Origin of the sequence: Desulfurococcus mucosus DSM 2162 (assembly GCF_000186365.1) — an archaeon.
In the GTDB taxonomy this organism is placed as follows: Archaea; Thermoproteota; Thermoprotei_A; order Sulfolobales; family Desulfurococcaceae; genus Desulfurococcus; species Desulfurococcus mucosus.
Window position 1 is genome coordinate 994,130 of sequence record NC_014961.1, and the last position, 19,067, is coordinate 1,013,196.

Genomic DNA, 19,067 nt, shown 5'->3' on the forward strand with positions numbered 1-19,067 from the left:
AAATTGAAAAATAGTTGGGGTAACTGGCGCTAGCCCGCTACCAGCCTTATAAGCACTGTGAACGGTAAGAGTAGCAGTGATGAAGCCAGGATGAGTACTATACCGATCCTAGCCATCTCATAGTTCTTGAAGTAGCCGTATGAGTACGCTATCGCGTTAGGCGGCGTGTTAGCTGGCAGCAGGAACGCGTAGCAGGAGGCGATTCCGGCGACCACGCCGGCGATAACGGGGTCAACGCCCGTTGCCTTAGCGACACCTATGGCCACGGGCACCATGGTCGAAGACGTAGCGGTGATACTGCTGAACACCGTTATGCTGAGCCCCGATACCACGGAGATTACTAGTAGCACACCGTACTCTGGGAGCCCCGAGGTATGGGCTGCCACAGCTCTCGCGATGACGTCTACAACCCCTGTATCCCTTAAACCAGCACCTAGTGCTAGGCCACCGGCTATCAGGAAGAGTACTCCCCAGTCAGCCTTCTCGGAGATATCGCTCCAGGACAGCACGCCTATCACCGGGAAGGAGAACAATGCTATGGCGAGCAGCGACACTATGTAGGTCCAGCCTGAGACCCACCTGGAGAACACTGGGTCAAGCAGCCAGAGCAAGGCGACTAGACTGAAGAGGATGAGGGTCTTCCTCTGCACCCTGTTTAAACCCCCCATGCTCCTCAACTCTCTTTCAACCACCTCCCTGCTGCCGGCAATCACCTCGTGCTCAGGCCTATAGAAGAGCATGAGCAGCCACCATGCTACAACCACTAGTAGAAGCGAAACCGGGACACCCCAGGACATCCATGTTGCGAAACCTATGTCCACGCCGGTTGCCTCCCTAATATTCCTTATCGTGATTGGAACCGGCGGTGTCCCAACAGGTGTCCCTATGCCACCTATGGTTGCAGCGTAGGCGACCCCGATCATCATCGCCTTCCCGAGGTTACCCCCCGTTCTCTCCGCGTTCACCAGCTTCAACACTCCGAAGGCTATCGGCGCCATCAAGGCTGCTGCAGCCGTGTTGGGTATCCACATGGAGAGAATGGCTGTCGACAGCATTAACCCTAATACCAGTCTACTCGACTTCTCACCCATGATGGACAGCACCTTGATACCTATGTACTTGTCGATGCCGTGTACTCCTAGAGCCAGCGATATCACTAGCCCAGCTAATACAAGGATATTCACATCTGAAGCAATATATGACACCGCCTTCGCCAATGGGAAGACCCCGTAGAGTGCCTGTGCAAGCATTATCATCACCCCTGTCAACGGCATGGGAACACACTCCGTTGCCCAGTACACGACGGCCATTATCGTGATCCCTATCATCGCCATGGATTTCGATGTGAGACCCTCTGGAGGAGGCAGCATGGCTACAGCGTGCATTACCAGCAGTGTCGCGAAGGCTACAGCGGCTTTAACCCTGTTATTCAAAACCGGATACACCTCCCTGAGTCAAGTAGTATTGAATCCATTATGCTGTAGTGAGTTAATCCTTAAAAACAGTTATCCGGATGCTTCAAGGAGGCCTACTACCTAGGAGTCCGTACCGGTTGACTGCTCTACCTACCAGTATGTTTCCCCATGGTTTAAGCGGTGAAATATATATAAGCCTGTAACAGCCGATCTATATTTGACCAATAAGTATGAGTGGTTTAACTAAAGTGGTGATGGGTTACATGGCTGGTACTGAGAGGAGAAGGGTTCAGAAAACCGGGTCGTCGTCATTTATCATAACTCTTCCAAAGGAGTGGGTGGACTCAGTCGGGTTGAAGAGCGGCGACTACGTGAACGTCGAGAAGTACGGTGACAAACTAGTGATAATACCCCCGTCGACGGAGATGACGCAGATGAAGGCCTCCATAAAGGTGAGCCCCGAGATCTCGGTTGACCAGGTATTCAGGATGCTCCTCGCCATGTATCTCTCAGGCTACAACACTATAACAATAACATTCGACCCGGGGACCCCGGATCTAGCGAAGTTCATCAGCGACGTCAAGAACACGGCGAGGATAAAGCTCGCAGGCGTCGAGGTCGTCGAGGAGTCCTTCAACAGCGTTACATTCAAGATACTATTAAACATAAAGGAGCTCCCCTTGATAAGCGCCATGAGGAGACTCCACTTAATAGTCAACAACATGATGGAAGACGTGAAGACACTGCTGAGAACCATGGATGAGAACGTCGCATACGCGATAATACAGAGGGATGACGAGGCGGATAGATTCCACCACATGATCGTAAGGGAGCTCAGCATGGCCCTCCTCGATGTAAGAGTGCAGCACGAGCTAGGGATAACGAACGTTGTTGAAGCATTAAGCTACAGGATCATAGCGAGGAACCTTGAGAGGATAGCCGACCACAACGTCAACATAGCTAGAAGAGTGCTCGCCATGAAGAAGACAAGCGGCTCCGACATAGTCTACAAGCTCGTGGTGAAGGCATCAGACCTCTTCAACAAGGCTATGGGCGCTCTCTACAGCCTCAGCAGGAGGGACGCCGAGGAGGTGATACAGAGCTCCCGTGCACTCGTAGATGAAATAGAGAAAACCATATACGAGGAGATAATAAACTCAACACTACCCGACAACGAGAAGGCGGGGCTCACCCTTATATGTGACAGCATAAGGAGGATAGCCAGGTACTCGAACGGCATAGCGGAATCCGTGCTCAACATAAAGGCGGCTAAGAATCCATCGGTCGAAGTAAAATAGTAGCACTGAACACCGTGTTAACGGTTTTAAACCCCTATACTCCTAGAGCTCAAGTGATGTGACCCCGGTGCCCATGCAACACCCCCGCGTAACGGGGCGGAATGAACATGGGTCGGGTCACTCCCGGCCGCACTCTAATCCTCCACCGGGATCCCCCATGACACAGGTTTATTAGCACCTTTACTCAACTAAGTGATCAAAACACCGGGGCTACGTGGAGATGAATAGGTATGGCTGAGGAGAAGCTCCAGGAGTTGATGAAGAAGTATCTGGGCGTCAGCGTGCCAAGGCTCTTCGCAGGCGTGTTAATGCTGGTCTTCGGGCTCCTAATACTGGTGCTACCAGAGTTATTGAATCTCTTAATCGCAGCCTACCTTATAATCGAGGGGCTACTAGTCATAATCGACGAGTACGTTAAAAGTAGGATTACATCAACAGTCGCGCAGAAGCCTTAATCCGTGAAAAATTTTTTGAGCCGGCTTCCTCTAAGCCGTGTGCTTAGACGTGTTCACTCCTCTCACAAGTATGTAGGGCGCCCTCGTCGGGTAGCTTACCTCCCACCACTTGACATCATACCTCTCCCTTGTCAACCCGTCTATGTTCCTCAACACTTTTCCAAGCCTATCCGCTATCCTTATCTTCCTGACCGCTGCCTTAATCCCACCGTTCTCGATGAGGAATAATGCATCCCTCGTTATAGTGGAGAACTCTCCCTCCACGTAGTTCTGGAACCTGGTATACCAGTTGTTGTTTACAAGTATACCTCTCCTCACTTCACCGATGAGCTCATCCATCCCGTAGTCACCGGGTTCAACGATCAGGTTCCATGGCTCAGGCGATATCCATCCCGCATTCCCCGTGGTCACAGTGTTGAACTTGGCCGCTGTCTTAGAGTTGTGCAGTATGTTGGCTAACACTCCCCTCTCTATTATTGGCTTAACCGATGTCCTGGCTCCCTCCATGTCGAATCCCCTGCTACCCGGTAGCTCTGGTTCATGTGGATTATCTATCAGTGTCAGCTTCTCGGAGGCCACCTTGTCGCCAGGCTTGTTCCCCATGAACATCGACATCCCTGTCATTATGCTGAAGCCTGAAGCCATGTATGATATGTAGTCGAGCAGGTTTCCGAAGACCATGGGGGAGAGCACTAGGTCGTAGACACCGGGCTCTATGTCCTGCCTACTCCTGGAGTCAACAGCGTATCTAGCGGCTATCCTAGCCATCTCGACGAGCTTGTCTCTTCTAAGCCTTGTGGAGCACGTGCTCCACTGACCGCTCCCCTCTTCTCCTGCGAAGGCCCTCAGATAGGACTCCATGGAGGTGTACTCGTGGGTTCCTTCAAACCCCTTGGAGGACGCTAGGTACTCCTTCTCATGTTTAAGGTCGATCATGCCGGCCACGTAGTCTACTTTCTCCTCGTGTGCAGCCGTGATAACCTCCTCGGCTAGGCTTGATGGATCCTCAATGTACCTGATTACCTCGCTGTCCACCAGGTTGCCGACCCCTACGGGTTCACCGGGCTCTGGGAGGGGAGCGTAGAGCTCGGACTCCCTGAGCTTGCCTGCCAGGGAGAGCAGCTGGCTCAGCGTGTAGCTCGTCCTCGCCGGGTCAAGCCCCTTGACTTCTGCAACCATTATCCTTCTATCTTTCACAAGGTATAGGCCTACATCCAGGCTCCGCCAGTGCTGCACCACGCTTGGCTCGCTGTTAGCTATCTTAGCCATTGTTCTAGTCGACTCAACTACTCTGACCACCGCCTCCTGGAAACCCTTGTCCAGGGCCTCCCTGAGTATTCTTAGATGCATGTCCACTCCAGCTCACCCCGCTGTGCTCCTAAGCCTTATTCCTTTGAGCTTGACGTTGGGTCCCCCGAACCATACGGGTACACCCTGCGCGGGCTCACCTTTACCGCATGTACCGGCATAGAACTCCAGGTTCCTGTCGACTGCGTCTATACTACTGTAGAAGGATCTCGTGGTCACCTCGAGCACAGGGTTCCTCACATACTCCTTGAGCTCCCCGTTCTCAACAATGTATGCCTCCAGCCCAACGTATCTCTGACTCCATCGTTCATCATCAATATTCCACTCCATGTAGGATTTAATGTACACGCCTCTCCTCACTGATTCAAGCAGTTCCTCGAACCTCATGTCACCGGGCTTCAGGTAGGTGTTAGCCATTCTAACTATGGGCTCGCTCGCATAGTCCATGGCTCTCGCCGCTCCATTACTCCGCACACCGTAGAAGGGTGCCGTGAACCTGTTCTGGAGGTGCTCGTGTATCAAGCCCTCCTTGTAGAGGTATCTTGGTCCCGCGGGGACGGCTTCGTCATCGTAGAGGTAGAACCCGTAGCTCCCGGGTATAGTGGGGTCGTCTATCACTGTGGCGTGCTCGCTCCCTATCCTCACACCAGTCATCCCTGGCTTTATGAAGCTTTTACCGGCCTGGGCTGCTTCACGCCCAAGGATCCTGTCTGCTTCGCTTGGGTGTCCACATGACTCGTGCACTATTAACCCGACTATCTCGCTCCCCACGATGACGTCAACGGGGTCGGTTGGGGGTGGAACCGCCTTGAACAATATCTCCTCGTACCTTGCAAGCTCCACCGGTAGCTTCTCGTGGAGCCGCCACTTATCTAACAACTCCACCCCGCCGCTGCCCCCCAGTTGCTCCCATCTCTGCAGGCTCCCCTTCACCGGTGAGGAGACGACGACATTATAGTACATGGTTATCCTCGGTATCCTTGACTCGACGTATCCTCCATCACTGTTTACTATTATTTTCTCCTCAACCCACTCATTATACGTCACAGTCAACACGGGGACACGGGCCTCCCTCGTCGAGCCCTGAACACTCCTCCACAACCCGGTCAAGTACTCAACCTTCTCGTCAACCGGGAGCGAGTCAAACGGCTTCGCAGGCTCCACAGAGTACCTCGCCCTCCCAAGCCTCGAGTCATCAAGCCTCAGAGGCCTCCTCATAAGCCTCGACGCAGCCCGGGCAAGCCCCACAGCCCTCTCAACAGCCCTCCTCACACCATCCCTACTCAACTCAGGCGTCGCAGCAAAGCCAAGCGCACCATTCACCAAGACCCTCACACCTATACCGCTACGGCTGACAACGCCTGAACCAACCACACCGCCATTCCTCGTATAGATATTCAGCCCGCTGACACCGTGGAACCTGGCCTCACCATAAGACGCACCGAGCTCGCCCGCCAACCTCACAGCATACTCAACCAGATCCAGCACCACCAACCACCCACACATAGATTAAAACACCCGAAGCAATAAAAACCCAATGCCCCTCGCTGGTTTCTGGTCGAAGTGATCGCTTTATACAAACAGGTTGATCACCCGACTCTAGATCCCCCTCGTTGATACTGGTCGAAGTTGCTCCGCATACTCTTTCCAGTTAAAACCGTAAGATATTTAAGGCTGCGACCCAGGAAACATAACATGTAGAAGAACTTCGACAAATAACCTCAATGTAAAGAGGATTGAAAGAGTCTACCGAGGAACAATATGACACGGTTTATCGCATTAAACCTCAATGTAAAGAGGATTGAAAGTAAGAATAACTACTACGTGTCCCGTCGGGCATACGAGTAACCTCAATGTAAAGAGGATTGAAAGGAAGGCTATTAGCGATATGAACACGGCTAGATGTATTAACCTCAATGTAAAGAGGATTGAAAGTAGTAACCACCGGGTGTATTGCTAACCAGCGAATTAAAGTACCTCAATGTAAAGAGGATTGAAAGATGGTGTACACGGTTTTATAGTCTAGTGCACTGAGGTCGACCTCAATGTAAAGAGGATTGAAAGACTCAGTGTTGCTCGGTGGCTTCTACTATAATGGGAAACCTCAATGTAAAGAGGATTGAAAGATTATGCAAAAGAAACCCCCTAGGCTTCTACCCTTCTACACCTCAATGTAAAGAGGATTGAAAGCTAGCACCTGGCGAGACTAAGACTATAACGCTACCATTCACCTCAATGTAAAGAGGATTGAAAGCACGGTGAAGAAGAAGCCGCCGGGCAACGTCATCTGCTTAAACCTCAATGTAAAGAGGATTGAAAGATAGGCTCCTCCTGAGGCTCCTTCATGATGCGTAGGGGAGACCTCAATGTAAAGAGGATTGAAAGACTATTCTCGACAGGTCAAGGGTAAACTCCTTTCCACTCATACCTCAATGTAAAGAGGATTGAAAGTCTCCGCCACCGCGCTGAAAGCACCGTCAAAGGCTACAAGACCTCAATGTAAAGAGGATTGAAAGATGACGCCAAGTTAGTTAAATCAGCAGTTGTAATCTCGACCTCAATGTAAAGAGGATTGAAAGTAATACCCGAGGAGGCAAGGGAATACAGGGATATGTGTAACCTCAATGTAAAGAGGATTGAAAGGCCATTAACCTCTACTGCTGTCAATACCACTTCCTCATAAACCTCAATGTAAAGAGGATTGAAAGATTGTTGAATGGGTCATATACACTTTGCCGTCTAGTAACACACCTCAATGTAAAGAGGATTGAAAGATGACCCAATCACACTCAACATCATTGAGGCACTCTTCCTACCTCAATGTAAAGAGGATTGAAAGATACTCCTCGTGCTCCTTCTCGTATTTCTTGTGCTCCTACCTCAATGTAAAGAGGATTGAAAGCTTATTGTCCTTCAGCCACCTATACACTATTTCAACGCCACCTCAATGTAAAGAGGATTGAAAGTTTGGCTGGCGGTTCTGATACTCAGTCCATGATAAATCCACCTCAATGTAAAGAGGATTGAAAGACATCACCACTAGTGGGGTATGTTGTGCTTCCCATTTTACCTCAATGTAAAGAGGATTGAAAGACTCCCTGAGGGAGTCCCAGTTTATCCCCGGGGTTTCAACCTCAATGTAAAGAGGATTGAAAGAGCGAATACCCGGTGATCACGCCGGCGAACATGCTTGCAACCTCAATGTAAAGAGGATTGAAAGTAGAGGTGGTTGGGTATGAGCTACATGGTTGAAGTATGGACCTCAATGTAAAGAGGATTGAAAGCTGGGATTGATGTTGAAGTTGAGGCTTGCGAGGAGGCTGGACCTCAATGTAAAGAGGATTGAAAGTCAGAGCCCTCGGGGGCAAAGCCCTCGGGGGCTCGACCTACCTCAATGTAAAGAGGATTGAAAGCTCCATTCCCTTATACACTCCCACTCGATGTCATCATAGACCTCAATGTAAAGAGGATTGAAAGATTAGATCATATAATATTAGGTAAACCTAGCGTTTTAAACCTCAATGTAAAGAGGATTGAAAGTCATCACCTTGGTGAGTAATCTGAGTAACATCCCCGATGTACCTCAATGTAAAGAGGATTGAAAGCCTCACTCCCCTTCACCTCCCAGCGCGAGATACGCTAGACCTCAATGTAAAGAGGATTGAAAGACTCATCTTCCGTGGGAGGCGAGCCCCTAATGCCATAGGACCTCAATGTAAAGAGGATTGAAAGCGCATGCCGTTAATGTAGTCATCCTCAAGGGCCCGGACCTCAATGTAAAGAGGATTGAAAGAGCAAGTAAATAACGACGCTGCGGTGATAACCAATGCCAACACCTCAATGTAAAGAGGATTGAAAGGGGTCGGCCAGTATAATGTACTCCACGTCCCGCGGCATAGACCTCAATGTAAAGAGGATTGAAAGGGGAGCTCCGTGCGGAGCGAGTACTTCACAGCGTACTCCACCTCAATGTAAAGAGGATTGAAAGTTAACGTCAAGTGCATATACATAATTATCGTCATTTTCAACCTCAATGTAAAGAGGATTGAAAGGTAAACACCACTTTCCTGGATCTGCTGAAGAACGGCACACCTCAATGTAAAGAGGATTGAAAGCATTTACGCTTACAATGCTATCCCTGAAGGTTACATTAAACCTCAATGTAAAGAGGATTGAAAGTATTCGCTATGGCTGGAGGCATAGGTCTAGGTCTATTCCACCTCAATGTAAAGAGGATTGAAAGGATTAGTGTAGTTGCCCATGAGGTCAGCACCGGGGATTGCACCTCAATGTAAAGAGGATTGAAAGTATAATCCGCCAACCGATATGGAACGGGCTCCAGATACAACCTCAATGTAAAGAGGATTGAAAGACCTGAGATGTTAACGGGACGAGGCTTATAACCACGGCTAAACCTCAATGTAAAGAGGATTGAAAGTTGCACCTCTGTAGGGTTTCCCGTGCCTCGGCGAGGATTGACCTCAATGTAAAGAGGATTGAAAGTAGAGAGGTTTATGGTCTCAATTAGTCAAAAAGTCGAGAACCTCAATGTAAAGAGGATTGAAAGGCATATATCTCAGAGAAGAAGCCCAAGTCCGATACACTTGACCTCAATGTAAAGAGGATTGAAAGCCCTTCTTCTCCACTAGTATTAGGTAGCCGTGCTTGTAACCTCAATGTAAAGAGGATTGAAAGCTTGTAGGAATGTTGCTTGATGCGGGCCCGCCGGGATTTGAACCCGGGGCATCCGGCTCCGAAGGCCGGCGCCCTTTCCTGGCTGGGCGACGGGCCCTGTTTCATGGTCTTGTTATTTCTTCTTGGATGCTATATATCCTTGTCTAGCTGTGTTCTTTGAGTATTTGTCTGCTAGGTGTAGTGGTAGTGGTAGTTTGAGCCCTGGTTTCATGAGGTGTTTGACTACTGTGACGGCGTCTTCGAGCCTGATTAGGTAGCCTATGCTGACGTATAGCTTGACTCCTTTCACTGGTTCCAGTATTTCGCCGGCTGTTACTCCGTGTGCTGTGATGAGTCTCCTGCCGTTCACGGTTTTCTCCTCGCCGTAGAGGGGGTTCTTGGCGACGCCTATGGTGGGTTTCCCGAGGACTAGCCCTATGTGGGTTGCTATGCCGAGTGCCCTGGGGTGGGTTAACCCGTGTCCGTCGACGAGTATTATGTCGGGGTTTTCCGGCAGCTTCCTCAGGGCTTTAATATATACTGGTGCCTCCCTGAACGCGAGGAGCCCGGGTACGTAGGGGATCGGCGGCTCACGTACATGGCACGTGTACGCTAACTGCGTGCTGGAGGCGTAGTCCACGAGGACGGCGCACCCTGCTTGAACCCCGCCCCCGTATGCCGCGTCAACCCCTGCGACCAGCCTAACCCTGGATGGATCGAGCCCTGGGAAGGATGCAGCCTCCTCGAGCACCCTCCTGGATAATGCTTCCTGAAGCCTTACAGCCCGCCTGTAGTCGAAGAGGCTCATTAATACACGCCTTAATTAGCTGTCCACGCAATAATATACCTAGCCGCCAACACCGTAATAAGCATGGTGGTTCACATGGCTTTCAAGCAGGGGGAACTAGCCAGAGTCCTCGAAACACTGCTAGACGAGGGCGTCAAGTTCACAGTTATAGGGGACACAGTGGTGCAGTTAGCCCTTGGCAGGGAGACACTGGAGGGCGACCTAGACTTATTCACATACGAGCCAAGCCCCCTCCTCGAAGCAGGCTTCTACCGCGAGCTAGCTGCTAGACATGGATGGGAGGCATCCACAACGGAGCTCGGCACGGTTAAACTAATAGTGCCCTTAAGCGAGGACTACCTCAACGTGGAGCTCTACGAGAACTACATGGACATAGAGATCCCCGAGGAGATACTTGGAAAAGCGGAGCCCGTGAGAGTCAACAGTGTTGAAGCCCCAATGATACCCGTGGAAGCATACCTTGTCCTCAAAGCCAGGCAGGGAGTCGGCTTAGACAAGCTGGCCGAGTACGTTAAACAGTTGAGGAAAACAATCGATGTAAGGCTCGTAGACGAGCTCGCCGCACAATACCCTGAGGACGAGTATGAAACCATAGTGAGCAGGTTGAGGAGCATAGGGCTCGACATCTAGCAGGGGAATATTTTTAAATCACTCAAGCAATGTAGATGGGAGGTAGGCGTGGAGAGGTGCTTAGAGAGTGCCCGTGAACAACCCTGAGCTCCAGAAAATAGTCTTCAACAGGGTGCTCAACAAAACAGTGTGTAGAAGGTGCGGTGCACTCAACCCGCCGGGTGCAACCAAGTGCAGGAGATGTAAGGCGAAGGGGACCCTGCGCCCTAAGAAAGCCGTGAGGACGGCTACGAAGGCGGCTTAAAGCCGCTTCAACCACTTGTTTTACCCATCCTCCTGAGCAGGCTGTCGTAGGCTGCCAGTACAGCTAACCCGACTACGACACCATAGTAGTAGTAGAGGACCCTGTACTTAACCACGGTCGATGGATCCAGGAGCAGTGATAAACCATACTCGGCTGCACCGCTCCCACCCGGTGTTGGAAGCGAGCTGAAAGACTGCATCAGGAAGTATGCTTCAACAGCCCTGGCAGCCAGGGGCAGGGCGGCTGAACCCGTGAAGGGGACTACTGCGAGACCCCATATAGTGTGGTATACAAGGGTTAAAGCCCATGCAGCAGCCTTCACCCTTAAAGGGATACTGGAGGAGACGGAGCTATAGCTCCTCGCGAACTCCAAGTACCTGGCGTATAAAGCGTTAAACCGGCTCCTCAAGAACCCCGGCACCCATCGAGGCAGGCTTGAACCATCCCCCACGCTCCTCCCGGTCTTAGACACCTTGAAGGACGCGTAGAGCCATGACGTAGACATGAACACGGCTACGAGTAGAACCGGGGTGCTCAACGGGAGGGCCTGGATGCTGAGGAATACTCCCGCAAGGTTCACAGCTATGACATCGTAGTAGACCTCATATATGACGAGCGCGTATGATTCAGCCATGCCTAACCCAGTCCTCCTGGACACATAGTACGCCCTAGCCGGTTCACCACCGATCGATGAGGGAGTGATATTCGCGACTAGGCCGCCTATAAGCCTGATCGCCACCGCATCGAGTAAGGGTAGGCGAACCCTCCCCCCATAGGACTCCAGGAGGAGCTTCAACCTGACTGCTGAGACAACCCAGCCGAGGGTTATAAGGGCGGCTGAGAAAGCGGTGTCGGCTGAAAGGAGGCCGGGTAGTGCTCCAAGGGATGATGTAACTACACTGTAAACCAGGATGACGACTGTGGCCAAGGCTACTGCGGCAACCATGCCGGCGCTGAGACTAATGGATCTCACCGAGTGCACCCCGCACACGGCTCCTAGGCTGAGGCACCGGGCTCCCTTGAAGAATATCTCCCCGCAAAGGGTATATAATGGGGGAGGCGGCTTAACCGCTGCCACGTATATATTTAAACCCCCAAGTATATATGCGTTAACCCGGTGTGAGGGATGAGTCTTTAGCTATAGTGAGGATCAACTCGAATCCCTTAGGGTGGATAAGCAGAGACTCAGGGAGATACTGAAGGAGTTGAAGAAGTGGAAGGCGCATGCAACAATACTGCTCAGCCTCTACATACCTCCGGGGAGGCCGATCAGCGACGTCCTCAACCTGCTGCGGCAGGAGCTCTCAGTAGCAGACAACATAAAGCTCAAGAAGACGAGGAACGCTGTGGAGAGAGCGCTCTCAGTAGCCATTGAGAGGGTCAGCAAGATCCCGAAGGTACCGGACAAGGGCCTAGTCCTGTTCACGGGTGAAAACCCTGACACAGGTGAATCCATAACGGTGATGCTGATCCCGCCGGAGGACGTCCCAGTCTTCTTCTACAGGACTGATAAAGTATTCCACACGGAGTTCCTGGAGGACATGGTGAGCGAGTCCAACATGGTCGGCCTCCTCATAGTGGAACGGGATGCAGCCACCATAGGCTTGTTGAAGGGGAACAGGCTCCAAGTAGTTGAGGAGCTCGAAGACTACATACCCGGTAAACACCAGAAGGGAGGGCAGAGCCAGAGGAGATACGACAGGATCATAGAGCAGATGGTGGAGGACTTCTACAAGAGGGTTGGAGAACACGTGAACAAGGCTTTCCTACCCCTCCTCGAGCAAGGCAAGTTGAAGGCCATACTCGTCGGGGGGCCAGCGTACGCTAAGTATGATTTCATGGAGAAGGACTACATGGATTACAGGTTGAAGAAGATAGTGCTCCCAGAGTTCATTGATGTAGCCTACCAGGGGGAGCCCGGCCTCCGTGAAATGATATTGAAGGCTGGCGACGCGTTGAAGGAGCAGGAGTACGCTGAAACACTTAAAGCACTCGAGGAGTTCAAGTACCACCTAGCCAAGGATGACGGCATGATAGTCTACGGGGATGAAGAGGTCCGCAACGCGCTTGAAATGGGGCTGGTGGAAACACTGCTCATAGGGGAATCCAGAGAGGATGTAGAGGAGTGGCTTGACCTAGCTAGGAAACGCGGTGCTAAACCACTCGTCCTCAGCGACGACATACCTGAGGGGGAGTGGTTCACTAAGACCTTCAACGGCTTAGCCGGGATACTCAGGACACGGATAACGTGGTAGCAGCCTCTGAAACAGATATAAGTCTCCGGGGCACAATATATTACATAGGTGCCCCTGCATGATGGATCCATCCTACAGGAGGGAACTCCTCTCCCTAATAGTGAACGCCGGGCTCGAAGAAGACTTCATAGAGTGGCTGAGAACCCAGGGGGTTAAACACCTCTACGGGCAGCTCGACAATATACCGGAGGAACTATTACTCGCATACATCAGGGAGAAGAAGCTCGAGGATGCAGGCGAAGACATTGAGGCATCGAGCCCCGAGGCACCTGAGGAACCGGATGGAGGAGTCTACGTGAGGAGTAAGCGGAGGTAACCGTGGACACACAGCTGGACCCACTTGTTTCAAGGCATAGGCCTCCTCGCCGAGGACGGCTGGATGGGCCCGCGGGGACTTGAACCCCGGGCCTCCGCCGTGTGAGGGCGGCGTCCTACCAGGCTAGACGACGGGCCCCATGAACACTGATTAAAGCCTAGGGCTTTAAAAGCCTTAGCCGCTGCAGTATTAGGCTTATTACCCGGCACACTCTTTCAGTGAGCATGGTGCTCGACATGTGCAGGCTCCTAGCGGCTTGGCTGAGAGACGGGATGATTGACTCCTTGAACGACGTACTCCACGCTTTCGCGGAGAGCAGCAGGTTCGACCCCTACCTTGAGAAAGTCAGCTCCGGGAAGAGCAGGGAGCATGATGATGGATGGGGTGTAGCGGCAGTCGGCTACGGCGGTAACCCCAGCGTGGTCTACCAGAGGATGCTTGAACCCATATACTCGGAGAACAGTCTCAGAATCCTCGACCTCGTTGCAAGGAGACTCAGGAGGTATAGCGAGGTCTACGTGCTCATCCACGCCCGTAAATCCTCTAGGAACGAGCCCTACGGGCAAGACTACACACACCCCTTCATGAGGCTCATGGATAATGGTGCACTATGGTTCGCCCACAACGGGGGAGCCGACAAGGAGGCATTGGCAAGAGTACTCGGCGTCTACCCGTGGGTCAGGGTTGACTCAGAGCTCCTGGGCTACTTCATCATGGGGCTTATAGATGAATGCGTCAGCGGGGGCGGAGGCCTCGATGAATGCGTCGGGAAAGCCTACGCCGAGGGGTTAAGGTTCATACCGGGTGCATCAGGCTATAACACGGGGTTACTGGCATTGGTCTCGAAGACCGCCTCACTCTACGTGTCACATAAGGTTCTAGGGAACCCGTCCCCCGAGCTGGCAGAGTACTATAGGATCATATCGTATGCGTCGAGGGAAGCCGTGTTAGCTGGGTCAATAACTATAAGGGAGTACATGCCGGGGTCCCTGAGGAAGAGCCTCAACGAGGGATTACTGGAGCCAGGCGTCTACAGGATCGGGGCGGGAGGGCTTACACGAGTAGCCAGCCTATAGGATCCCGTTGAGGCGGTGAACCCGGTGGTACAGTGCAGTAGAGTGGTAAAAGTAGGCTTCATAGTCAACCCTATCGCCGGCATGGGCGGCAGGGTGGGCTTGAAGGGGACTGATGGAGAAGCATATAAGACTGCACTGGAGAGAGGGGCTGAACCTGTTTCCCCGCGGAGGGCAGTAGAGTTCCTCAACCACGTGTCATCAAAGTGCTTTGAAATATACTCGGCACCAGGCATCATGGGGGCTGACGAGGTCTCGGAGAGCGTTCACAGGGATAGGCTTGCAATGATAGTGGGCTCCACGCGTAAAGGAGCCTCCACCACGAGGGAGGACACGGTTAGGATCGCCGGCGAGATGAAGAGGCTGGTAGACATCCTGGTATTCGTGGGCGGCGACGGCACTGCACGCGACATCCATGAAGCCGTTGATGGTGAACTACCAGTGCTCGGGGTGCCAAGCGGGGTTAAAATGTATAGTAGCGTGTTCGCGGTCAACCCCCGTGCAGCGGCCGAGCTACTGGTGAGGTTCATAAACGGTGAAACAGTGATCGAGGAGCGGGAGGTAGTGGACGTCGACGAGCATGCCTTCAGGCTGGACAGGGTTTCCCTGAGGATCTACGGGTACGTGAAGACCCCTGTATACCATGGGCTACTGCAGTCGAGTAAAAGCGTGTACGCAGGGATGGATGAGGAGCTCAACAAGGAGGCCATAGCAGAGTACATAGTTGAAACCATGGAGCATGGAACACCCTACATCCTTGGACCGGGCTCAACGGTTAAAGCAGTGTGCTCGAAGCTAGGGGTCTCCTGCACCCTCCTCGGCGTAGACGTCGTGCTCAACGGTGGAGTAGTCGTCAAGGATGCATGGGAGAAGCACCTCCTAGAGATCCTTGACACATATGGCACAGCTAAACTAGTTGTCACACCCATAGGGGGTCAAGGCTTCCTCTTCGGGAGGGGAAACCAGCAGCTCTCCCCAAGGGTTCTCTCACTGATCGGGCGTAGCAACGTGATCGTCGTGGCCACGGAGTCCAAGATAAGGCAGCTCAAGGAGCTCCTCATAGACACAGGCGACCCAGCCGTGGATAAGATGCTTGAAGGCTACTACAAGGTCGTGGTTGGCTACGGGAGATACCGGGTTGTGAAAGCAGTCTCCTACGTGTAACACCACCCCTTAAGCGTTGAAACAGTAATTAAGCCCCGGGTACACATGATAACACAGTGGTCTAAATGAGTGTGCTCGAGAACCTTGCAAGGGAGGCTGTGGAGACGGCGAGGGACCCTGGGAGGTTCGCCGACCTCATAGCTGGATCCATAAGCCTTCTGGGTTCAGACGGCGCCTCCTTCAAGGTTCACAGGCCAGGCGTAGTTGAGTTCACGGATGCCTCGGGCATCACGTTCATAGGCGACATCCACGGCGACTTCTACTCGTTGATCGCGGTGCTCGAAAACACTCTCCCAAGGATAGCAGGCGGCGGCACAGTAGTATTCCTCGGCGACTACGCTGACAGAGGGTATGCTCAACTCGAGTCACTCGCACTCGTCCTATTGTTGAAGAAGTATTACCCGGAGAGAGTCGTCTTGCTCAGAGGGAACCATGAACCCCCTGAATGGCTTAAACCATACCCCCACGACCTGCCAAGCGTGCTGGCTGAAAGGTTCAGCGGGGACGCAGCCCGATTATATGGGTTGCTCACAAGGTTCTTCAACCACCTCCCGTTGATAGGGTTTAGGAGGGGAGGCTTCATAGCGGTTCACGGCGGCCCACCCTTAAAGTCTATTAGGAGCAGTAGGCTTGAAGAAGCCTTCGAGATAGGGTCCCCTGAGTTCTCAGCTGAAACCCTGGAGTCAGTGCTCTGGAGTGATCCAACGGAGCTGGGGGTTGAAGCAGTTCCATCGCCCCGGGGAGCAGGCTACCTGTATGGACCCGGCTTCACGGCTAAGGCGTTGAGCCTCGTGGACGGCGGCTTCATAGTGAGGGGGCATGAGTATGTCGACGGCTACAAGGAGATGCACGGCGGCCGCGTGATCACAGTGTTCTCAGCCCCCTTAGTCTACGAGCTCAGGTATGCTGGTATAGTGGTTTACAGTGAGAGAGGCGGGGAGCGCAGCGTTGAGAAAGTACTGGTGGAGCCTAAGCGTCCAGGGTAGTCGCTGAAATATTTAATACGTGTTTAACACCATAACTAGGCATTGAGCCGGAGAGCGTGGGAGGAGTGCCGAGGAGAAGCAGTACGGAGGCAGCCAAGATAGTTGAAGAGGTTGTCGGCGACATAATAGATGAACTCGTGGAGAAATACTATAGTGACAAGGTGGACGAATACGTTGAATACGAGGAGCTACTCGCCAAGATAGCGGATGAAATCACCAGGGTGGTCTTCAAGGGGAAGGCCACCGTGGACGATATCGAAGCATACCTCTACAGGCTGCGCGAGAAGAAAGGCTACGCGAAACTCATCCTCAGCTACCTGATAGGCAGGGCCCTCGAGCTCAGGGAAGAGGTAGAAGGCTACATGCCTGTCTCAGACAACACGAGAACCTAGACTAGAGGTGTCAACCATACCCCGTGGCAAGCGGAGGACGCGTGCACAGGAGAAGGAAGAGTCCACCGGTAAGCAGGCCACGGGCACAGGGGTGAAGCCCAAGAAAACCAGGTCGGGCTTCGATGTTGAACGAGTCGTCGAGGAAGTCCTAGACCAGGTTTACATGCAGCTCGGGCTCGGGGAACTGGATCTCGGCGAGGAGACCGCTAGAACCATAGCCAGGGAGATCGCTGAAATGGTGGTGTCGAGTTACGCTAGTAAGCCTTCACCCGACTCCATTCTAAGGAAGATACAGCGTAGCAGGGAGCAGGTGAACGAGTATATAGCTGGAAGGATCCTTGAAATGATTGAGAAACCGGGGCCATTAACCCTGGAGTTCCTCGTGTCAAACGGGGGCCGGGCAATCCTAAGGGAAGTAGGGAGGATTTACAAGCTTCTCTCAGAGTATAATAGGCTGGACCTCGTAGACGCGCTTCAAAACCTCTGGAACAAGTATGGGGGTAAAGGCATGGTGAGGTGCCCTAAGTGCGGCTTCAACAGCGTTTCCCCGGACTACACATGCATCGTGTGCGGGAGCCCTGTTCCCGAGAAGCATGTGAGGGAGGAGTTAGGGTTCGCGGAGAAATTCAAGCAGTATGTTAAGGCAGCCAGCATAGCTGAGCTGAGAGAGGTGCTTGATGCAGGCTTCCTCCTAGCCGACGCCTACGGCGTCTACAATCCTAGGAGCATGAGTATACGTGGCAGGAAAACCCCTCTCTACCCCATATACTTGAAGCGCAGCGAGGTAGGCTTCATAATCGAGGAGATCAACAGCAGGGATATCAGGGTGTAGGATCCACGGGGCTACACACGTAGATTCACATTGAGCCCCCTGAAGACGCTTCTCACACCCCTCCTTAAAGCCTGCAGGTTCAAGTCGACGGTGCTCAGGCTCCCATAGTGCTCGAAGACCCTTTCACCCATATAGTAGACTTCGACGCACGGCGCCCTCCTCCAGGACTCCGGGAGCCAGGAGTGCTCAGCCACGTTGACCCTGCAGAACAGTATACGGGGGTCAGCGCCCTCCTCCAGGTTCTTCAAGGCTGCTGAGAGATTCTCTGAGTCCCTGTCCCCGGGCACATAGTATTCTATGAAGACCACCTCGTTCCCCTTCACAGCCCTAATGAACTCCTCCCTTGAACGCAGCTCGTACATCCCGTCCACAACCATCGGGCTCACTACTAATGCAGGTTAAGGATTGAAGAGCCTTATATGTGTTCAAGGAGGAATGCTTCCAGCGGGCTGGGGGAACATGGCCGGGACCCCAGTCACCCACTGCTGGCTGAGGACGCAACGGGAGCCGGCTGCGCCGCCACAGTGTGACGCTGCCTCCTCCAGGTTAACACTGCTATCACGACGGCAACCACCACTACTGCTACAGCGATAGCAGCCGGCACAGAGTGCTGGGTGAGGAAGCTGGTCAACGCGTTGAGAGGCGATGGTTTAACAAATTGGATGCTTGAATCCACCACGGAGATGCTTACAGATGCAACTATGGGGGTCTCCAACTTTATCTCAGCCGACTTTAACACGCCGTTAACGTATGTCGCCCTCCCCTCAACACCTGTAAGGTCTACATCACCGGTGAAGGAGGGGTTTGTGAAGAAACCTCCTCTCCCAGGCGGGTTTTCCTCCACATTCACAGGCGTCGCAGATGAAAACGAGAGCCCGAGGATCAGCCACCCGTAGACGGAGCCGCATACCTTCTCATCGCCCTCAGTCTTTTCAATACCAGCCGTGTACTTGACATACGGGTAGTCGGCGTTCTTGACTTCAACATATATTGTGAACCCGCACTCACCACTTGGTGTTTTAAACTGGAAGCTGTAACGGATCCAGTCGCCGGCTTTATAGGGTAGTTGCTGCATCACCCCTATAGGGGATAGTGTTACCGCTATAAGGATTATTAGTGCGACAGCGTTGAATGGTTGCATAACGCACCACGGGTATGAGTATCACTATAATTGTTTAAAAACGTGCCGTGTGCAGCAGGGTGTTTGCGGAGAGACT

General features: G+C 52.6%; 18 protein-coding genes, 2 tRNA genes and 1 CRISPR repeat array. Of the genes, 11 read left to right on the plus strand and 9 right to left on the minus strand.

The genetic code is table 11. From position 1 onward, the window contains the following. Positions 1-29 precede the first annotated feature (29 nt). Positions 30-1,433 carry an SLC13 family permease gene (locus tag DESMU_RS05140; RefSeq protein ID WP_013562539.1) on the minus strand — a complete coding sequence of 468 codons (1,404 nt, stop codon included), beginning with the start codon at positions 1,431-1,433 and terminating at the stop codon, positions 30-32. Positions 1,434-1,678: 245 nt separating this feature from the next. Here DESMU_RS05140 and DESMU_RS05145 point away from each other — a divergent pair, with 245 nt between their 5' ends. Both DESMU_RS05145 and DESMU_RS05150 read left to right on the plus strand, forming a co-directional pair. Then, complete coding sequence (locus tag DESMU_RS05145) at positions 1,679-2,713, plus strand: phosphate uptake regulator PhoU (protein WP_013562540.1); 1,035 nt, start codon at positions 1,679-1,681, stop codon at positions 2,711-2,713. Between the two features lie 230 nt (positions 2,714-2,943). Beyond that, positions 2,944-3,168, plus strand: coding sequence for a DUF3096 domain-containing protein (locus DESMU_RS05150; protein WP_013562541.1), 225 nt, complete (start codon positions 2,944-2,946; stop codon positions 3,166-3,168). Between the two features lie 30 nt (positions 3,169-3,198). Here DESMU_RS05150 and DESMU_RS05155 read toward each other — a convergent pair whose 3' ends face one another. From DESMU_RS05155 to DESMU_RS05170, 4 genes are all read right to left on the minus strand, one after another. Next, complete coding sequence (locus tag DESMU_RS05155; RefSeq protein ID WP_245526520.1) at positions 3,199-4,518, minus strand: TldD/PmbA family protein; 1,320 nt, start codon at positions 4,516-4,518, stop codon at positions 3,199-3,201. A 12-nt stretch (positions 4,519-4,530) separates the two neighbouring features. Beyond that, positions 4,531-5,964, minus strand: a complete 1,434-nt coding sequence (locus DESMU_RS05160; RefSeq protein WP_048078730.1) for a TldD/PmbA family protein — start codon at positions 5,962-5,964, stop codon at positions 4,531-4,533. A 230-nt stretch (positions 5,965-6,194) separates the two neighbouring features. Continuing rightward, positions 6,195-9,171: direct repeats of the CRISPR family, unit length 25 nt; unit sequence ACCTCAATGTAAAGAGGATTGAAAG. Positions 9,172-9,193: 22 nt separating this feature from the next. Further along, positions 9,194-9,268 (minus strand) — tRNA-Arg (locus tag DESMU_RS05165). Positions 9,269-9,283: 15 nt separating this feature from the next. Continuing rightward, a complete protein-coding gene (locus DESMU_RS05170) occupies positions 9,284-9,958 on the minus strand; it encodes an endonuclease V (protein WP_013562544.1) in 675 nt (224 codons plus the stop codon). Positions 9,959-10,033: 75 nt separating this feature from the next. On the opposite strand from DESMU_RS05170, the gene DESMU_RS05175 reads away from it, so the two are divergent. Together DESMU_RS05175 and DESMU_RS05180 are read left to right on the plus strand one after the other, a co-directional pair. Then, positions 10,034-10,588 (plus strand): nucleotidyltransferase, encoded by a 555-nt coding sequence (locus tag DESMU_RS05175; protein ID WP_013562545.1) that lies wholly within the window; start codon positions 10,034-10,036, stop codon positions 10,586-10,588. A 67-nt stretch (positions 10,589-10,655) separates the two neighbouring features. After that, positions 10,656-10,832: a 50S ribosomal protein L40e gene (locus tag DESMU_RS05180; RefSeq protein ID WP_013562546.1), complete on the plus strand. Its 177-nt coding sequence runs from the start codon at positions 10,656-10,658 to the stop codon at positions 10,830-10,832. Positions 10,833-10,839: 7 nt separating this feature from the next. Here DESMU_RS05180 and DESMU_RS05185 read toward each other — a convergent pair whose 3' ends face one another. Then, positions 10,840-11,910: a lysylphosphatidylglycerol synthase transmembrane domain-containing protein gene (locus DESMU_RS05185; RefSeq protein ID WP_245526415.1), complete on the minus strand. Its 1,071-nt coding sequence runs from the start codon at positions 11,908-11,910 to the stop codon at positions 10,840-10,842. Between the two features lie 91 nt (positions 11,911-12,001). Here DESMU_RS05185 and prf1 point away from each other — a divergent pair, with 91 nt between their 5' ends. Both prf1 and DESMU_RS05195 read left to right on the plus strand, forming a co-directional pair. Continuing rightward, positions 12,002-13,087: a peptide chain release factor aRF-1 gene (gene prf1, locus DESMU_RS05190; protein ID WP_013562548.1), complete on the plus strand. Its 1,086-nt coding sequence runs from the start codon at positions 12,002-12,004 to the stop codon at positions 13,085-13,087. Positions 13,088-13,145: 58 nt separating this feature from the next. Then, complete coding sequence (locus tag DESMU_RS05195; protein WP_013562549.1) at positions 13,146-13,403, plus strand: hypothetical protein; 258 nt, start codon at positions 13,146-13,148, stop codon at positions 13,401-13,403. A gap of 64 nt (positions 13,404-13,467) precedes the next feature. Here the strand turns inward: DESMU_RS05195 and DESMU_RS05200 are convergent. Continuing rightward, positions 13,468-13,541, minus strand: a tRNA-Val gene (locus tag DESMU_RS05200). An 86-nt stretch (positions 13,542-13,627) separates the two neighbouring features. Between DESMU_RS05200 and DESMU_RS05205 the strand changes: the two genes are divergently transcribed. From DESMU_RS05205 to DESMU_RS05225, 5 genes are all read left to right on the plus strand, one after another. Next, positions 13,628-14,479, plus strand: a complete 852-nt coding sequence (locus tag DESMU_RS05205) for a class II glutamine amidotransferase (RefSeq protein ID WP_245526416.1) — start codon at positions 13,628-13,630, stop codon at positions 14,477-14,479. Positions 14,480-14,503: 24 nt separating this feature from the next. Further along, complete coding sequence (locus tag DESMU_RS05210) at positions 14,504-15,640, plus strand: ATP-NAD kinase family protein (protein WP_013562551.1); 1,137 nt, start codon at positions 14,504-14,506, stop codon at positions 15,638-15,640. A gap of 65 nt (positions 15,641-15,705) precedes the next feature. Further along, complete coding sequence (locus DESMU_RS05215) at positions 15,706-16,626, plus strand: metallophosphoesterase (protein WP_013562552.1); 921 nt, start codon at positions 15,706-15,708, stop codon at positions 16,624-16,626. Positions 16,627-16,691: 65 nt separating this feature from the next. Next, complete coding sequence (locus tag DESMU_RS05220) at positions 16,692-17,018, plus strand: hypothetical protein (protein ID WP_013562553.1); 327 nt, start codon at positions 16,692-16,694, stop codon at positions 17,016-17,018. Between the two features lie 7 nt (positions 17,019-17,025). Next, positions 17,026-17,850 carry a hypothetical protein gene (locus tag DESMU_RS05225; protein WP_013562554.1) on the plus strand — a complete coding sequence of 275 codons (825 nt, stop codon included), beginning with the start codon at positions 17,026-17,028 and terminating at the stop codon, positions 17,848-17,850. Between the two features lie 11 nt (positions 17,851-17,861). On the opposite strand, the gene DESMU_RS05230 is transcribed toward DESMU_RS05225, so the two are convergent. After that, entirely contained in the window at positions 17,862-18,227 is a 366-nt protein-coding gene (locus DESMU_RS05230) for a hypothetical protein (RefSeq protein ID WP_245526417.1), read from the minus strand. Positions 18,228-18,325: 98 nt separating this feature from the next. After that, positions 18,326-18,991 carry a hypothetical protein gene (locus DESMU_RS05235; RefSeq protein WP_013562556.1) on the minus strand — a complete coding sequence of 222 codons (666 nt, stop codon included), beginning with the start codon at positions 18,989-18,991 and terminating at the stop codon, positions 18,326-18,328. Positions 18,992-19,067: the final 76 nt, after the last annotated feature.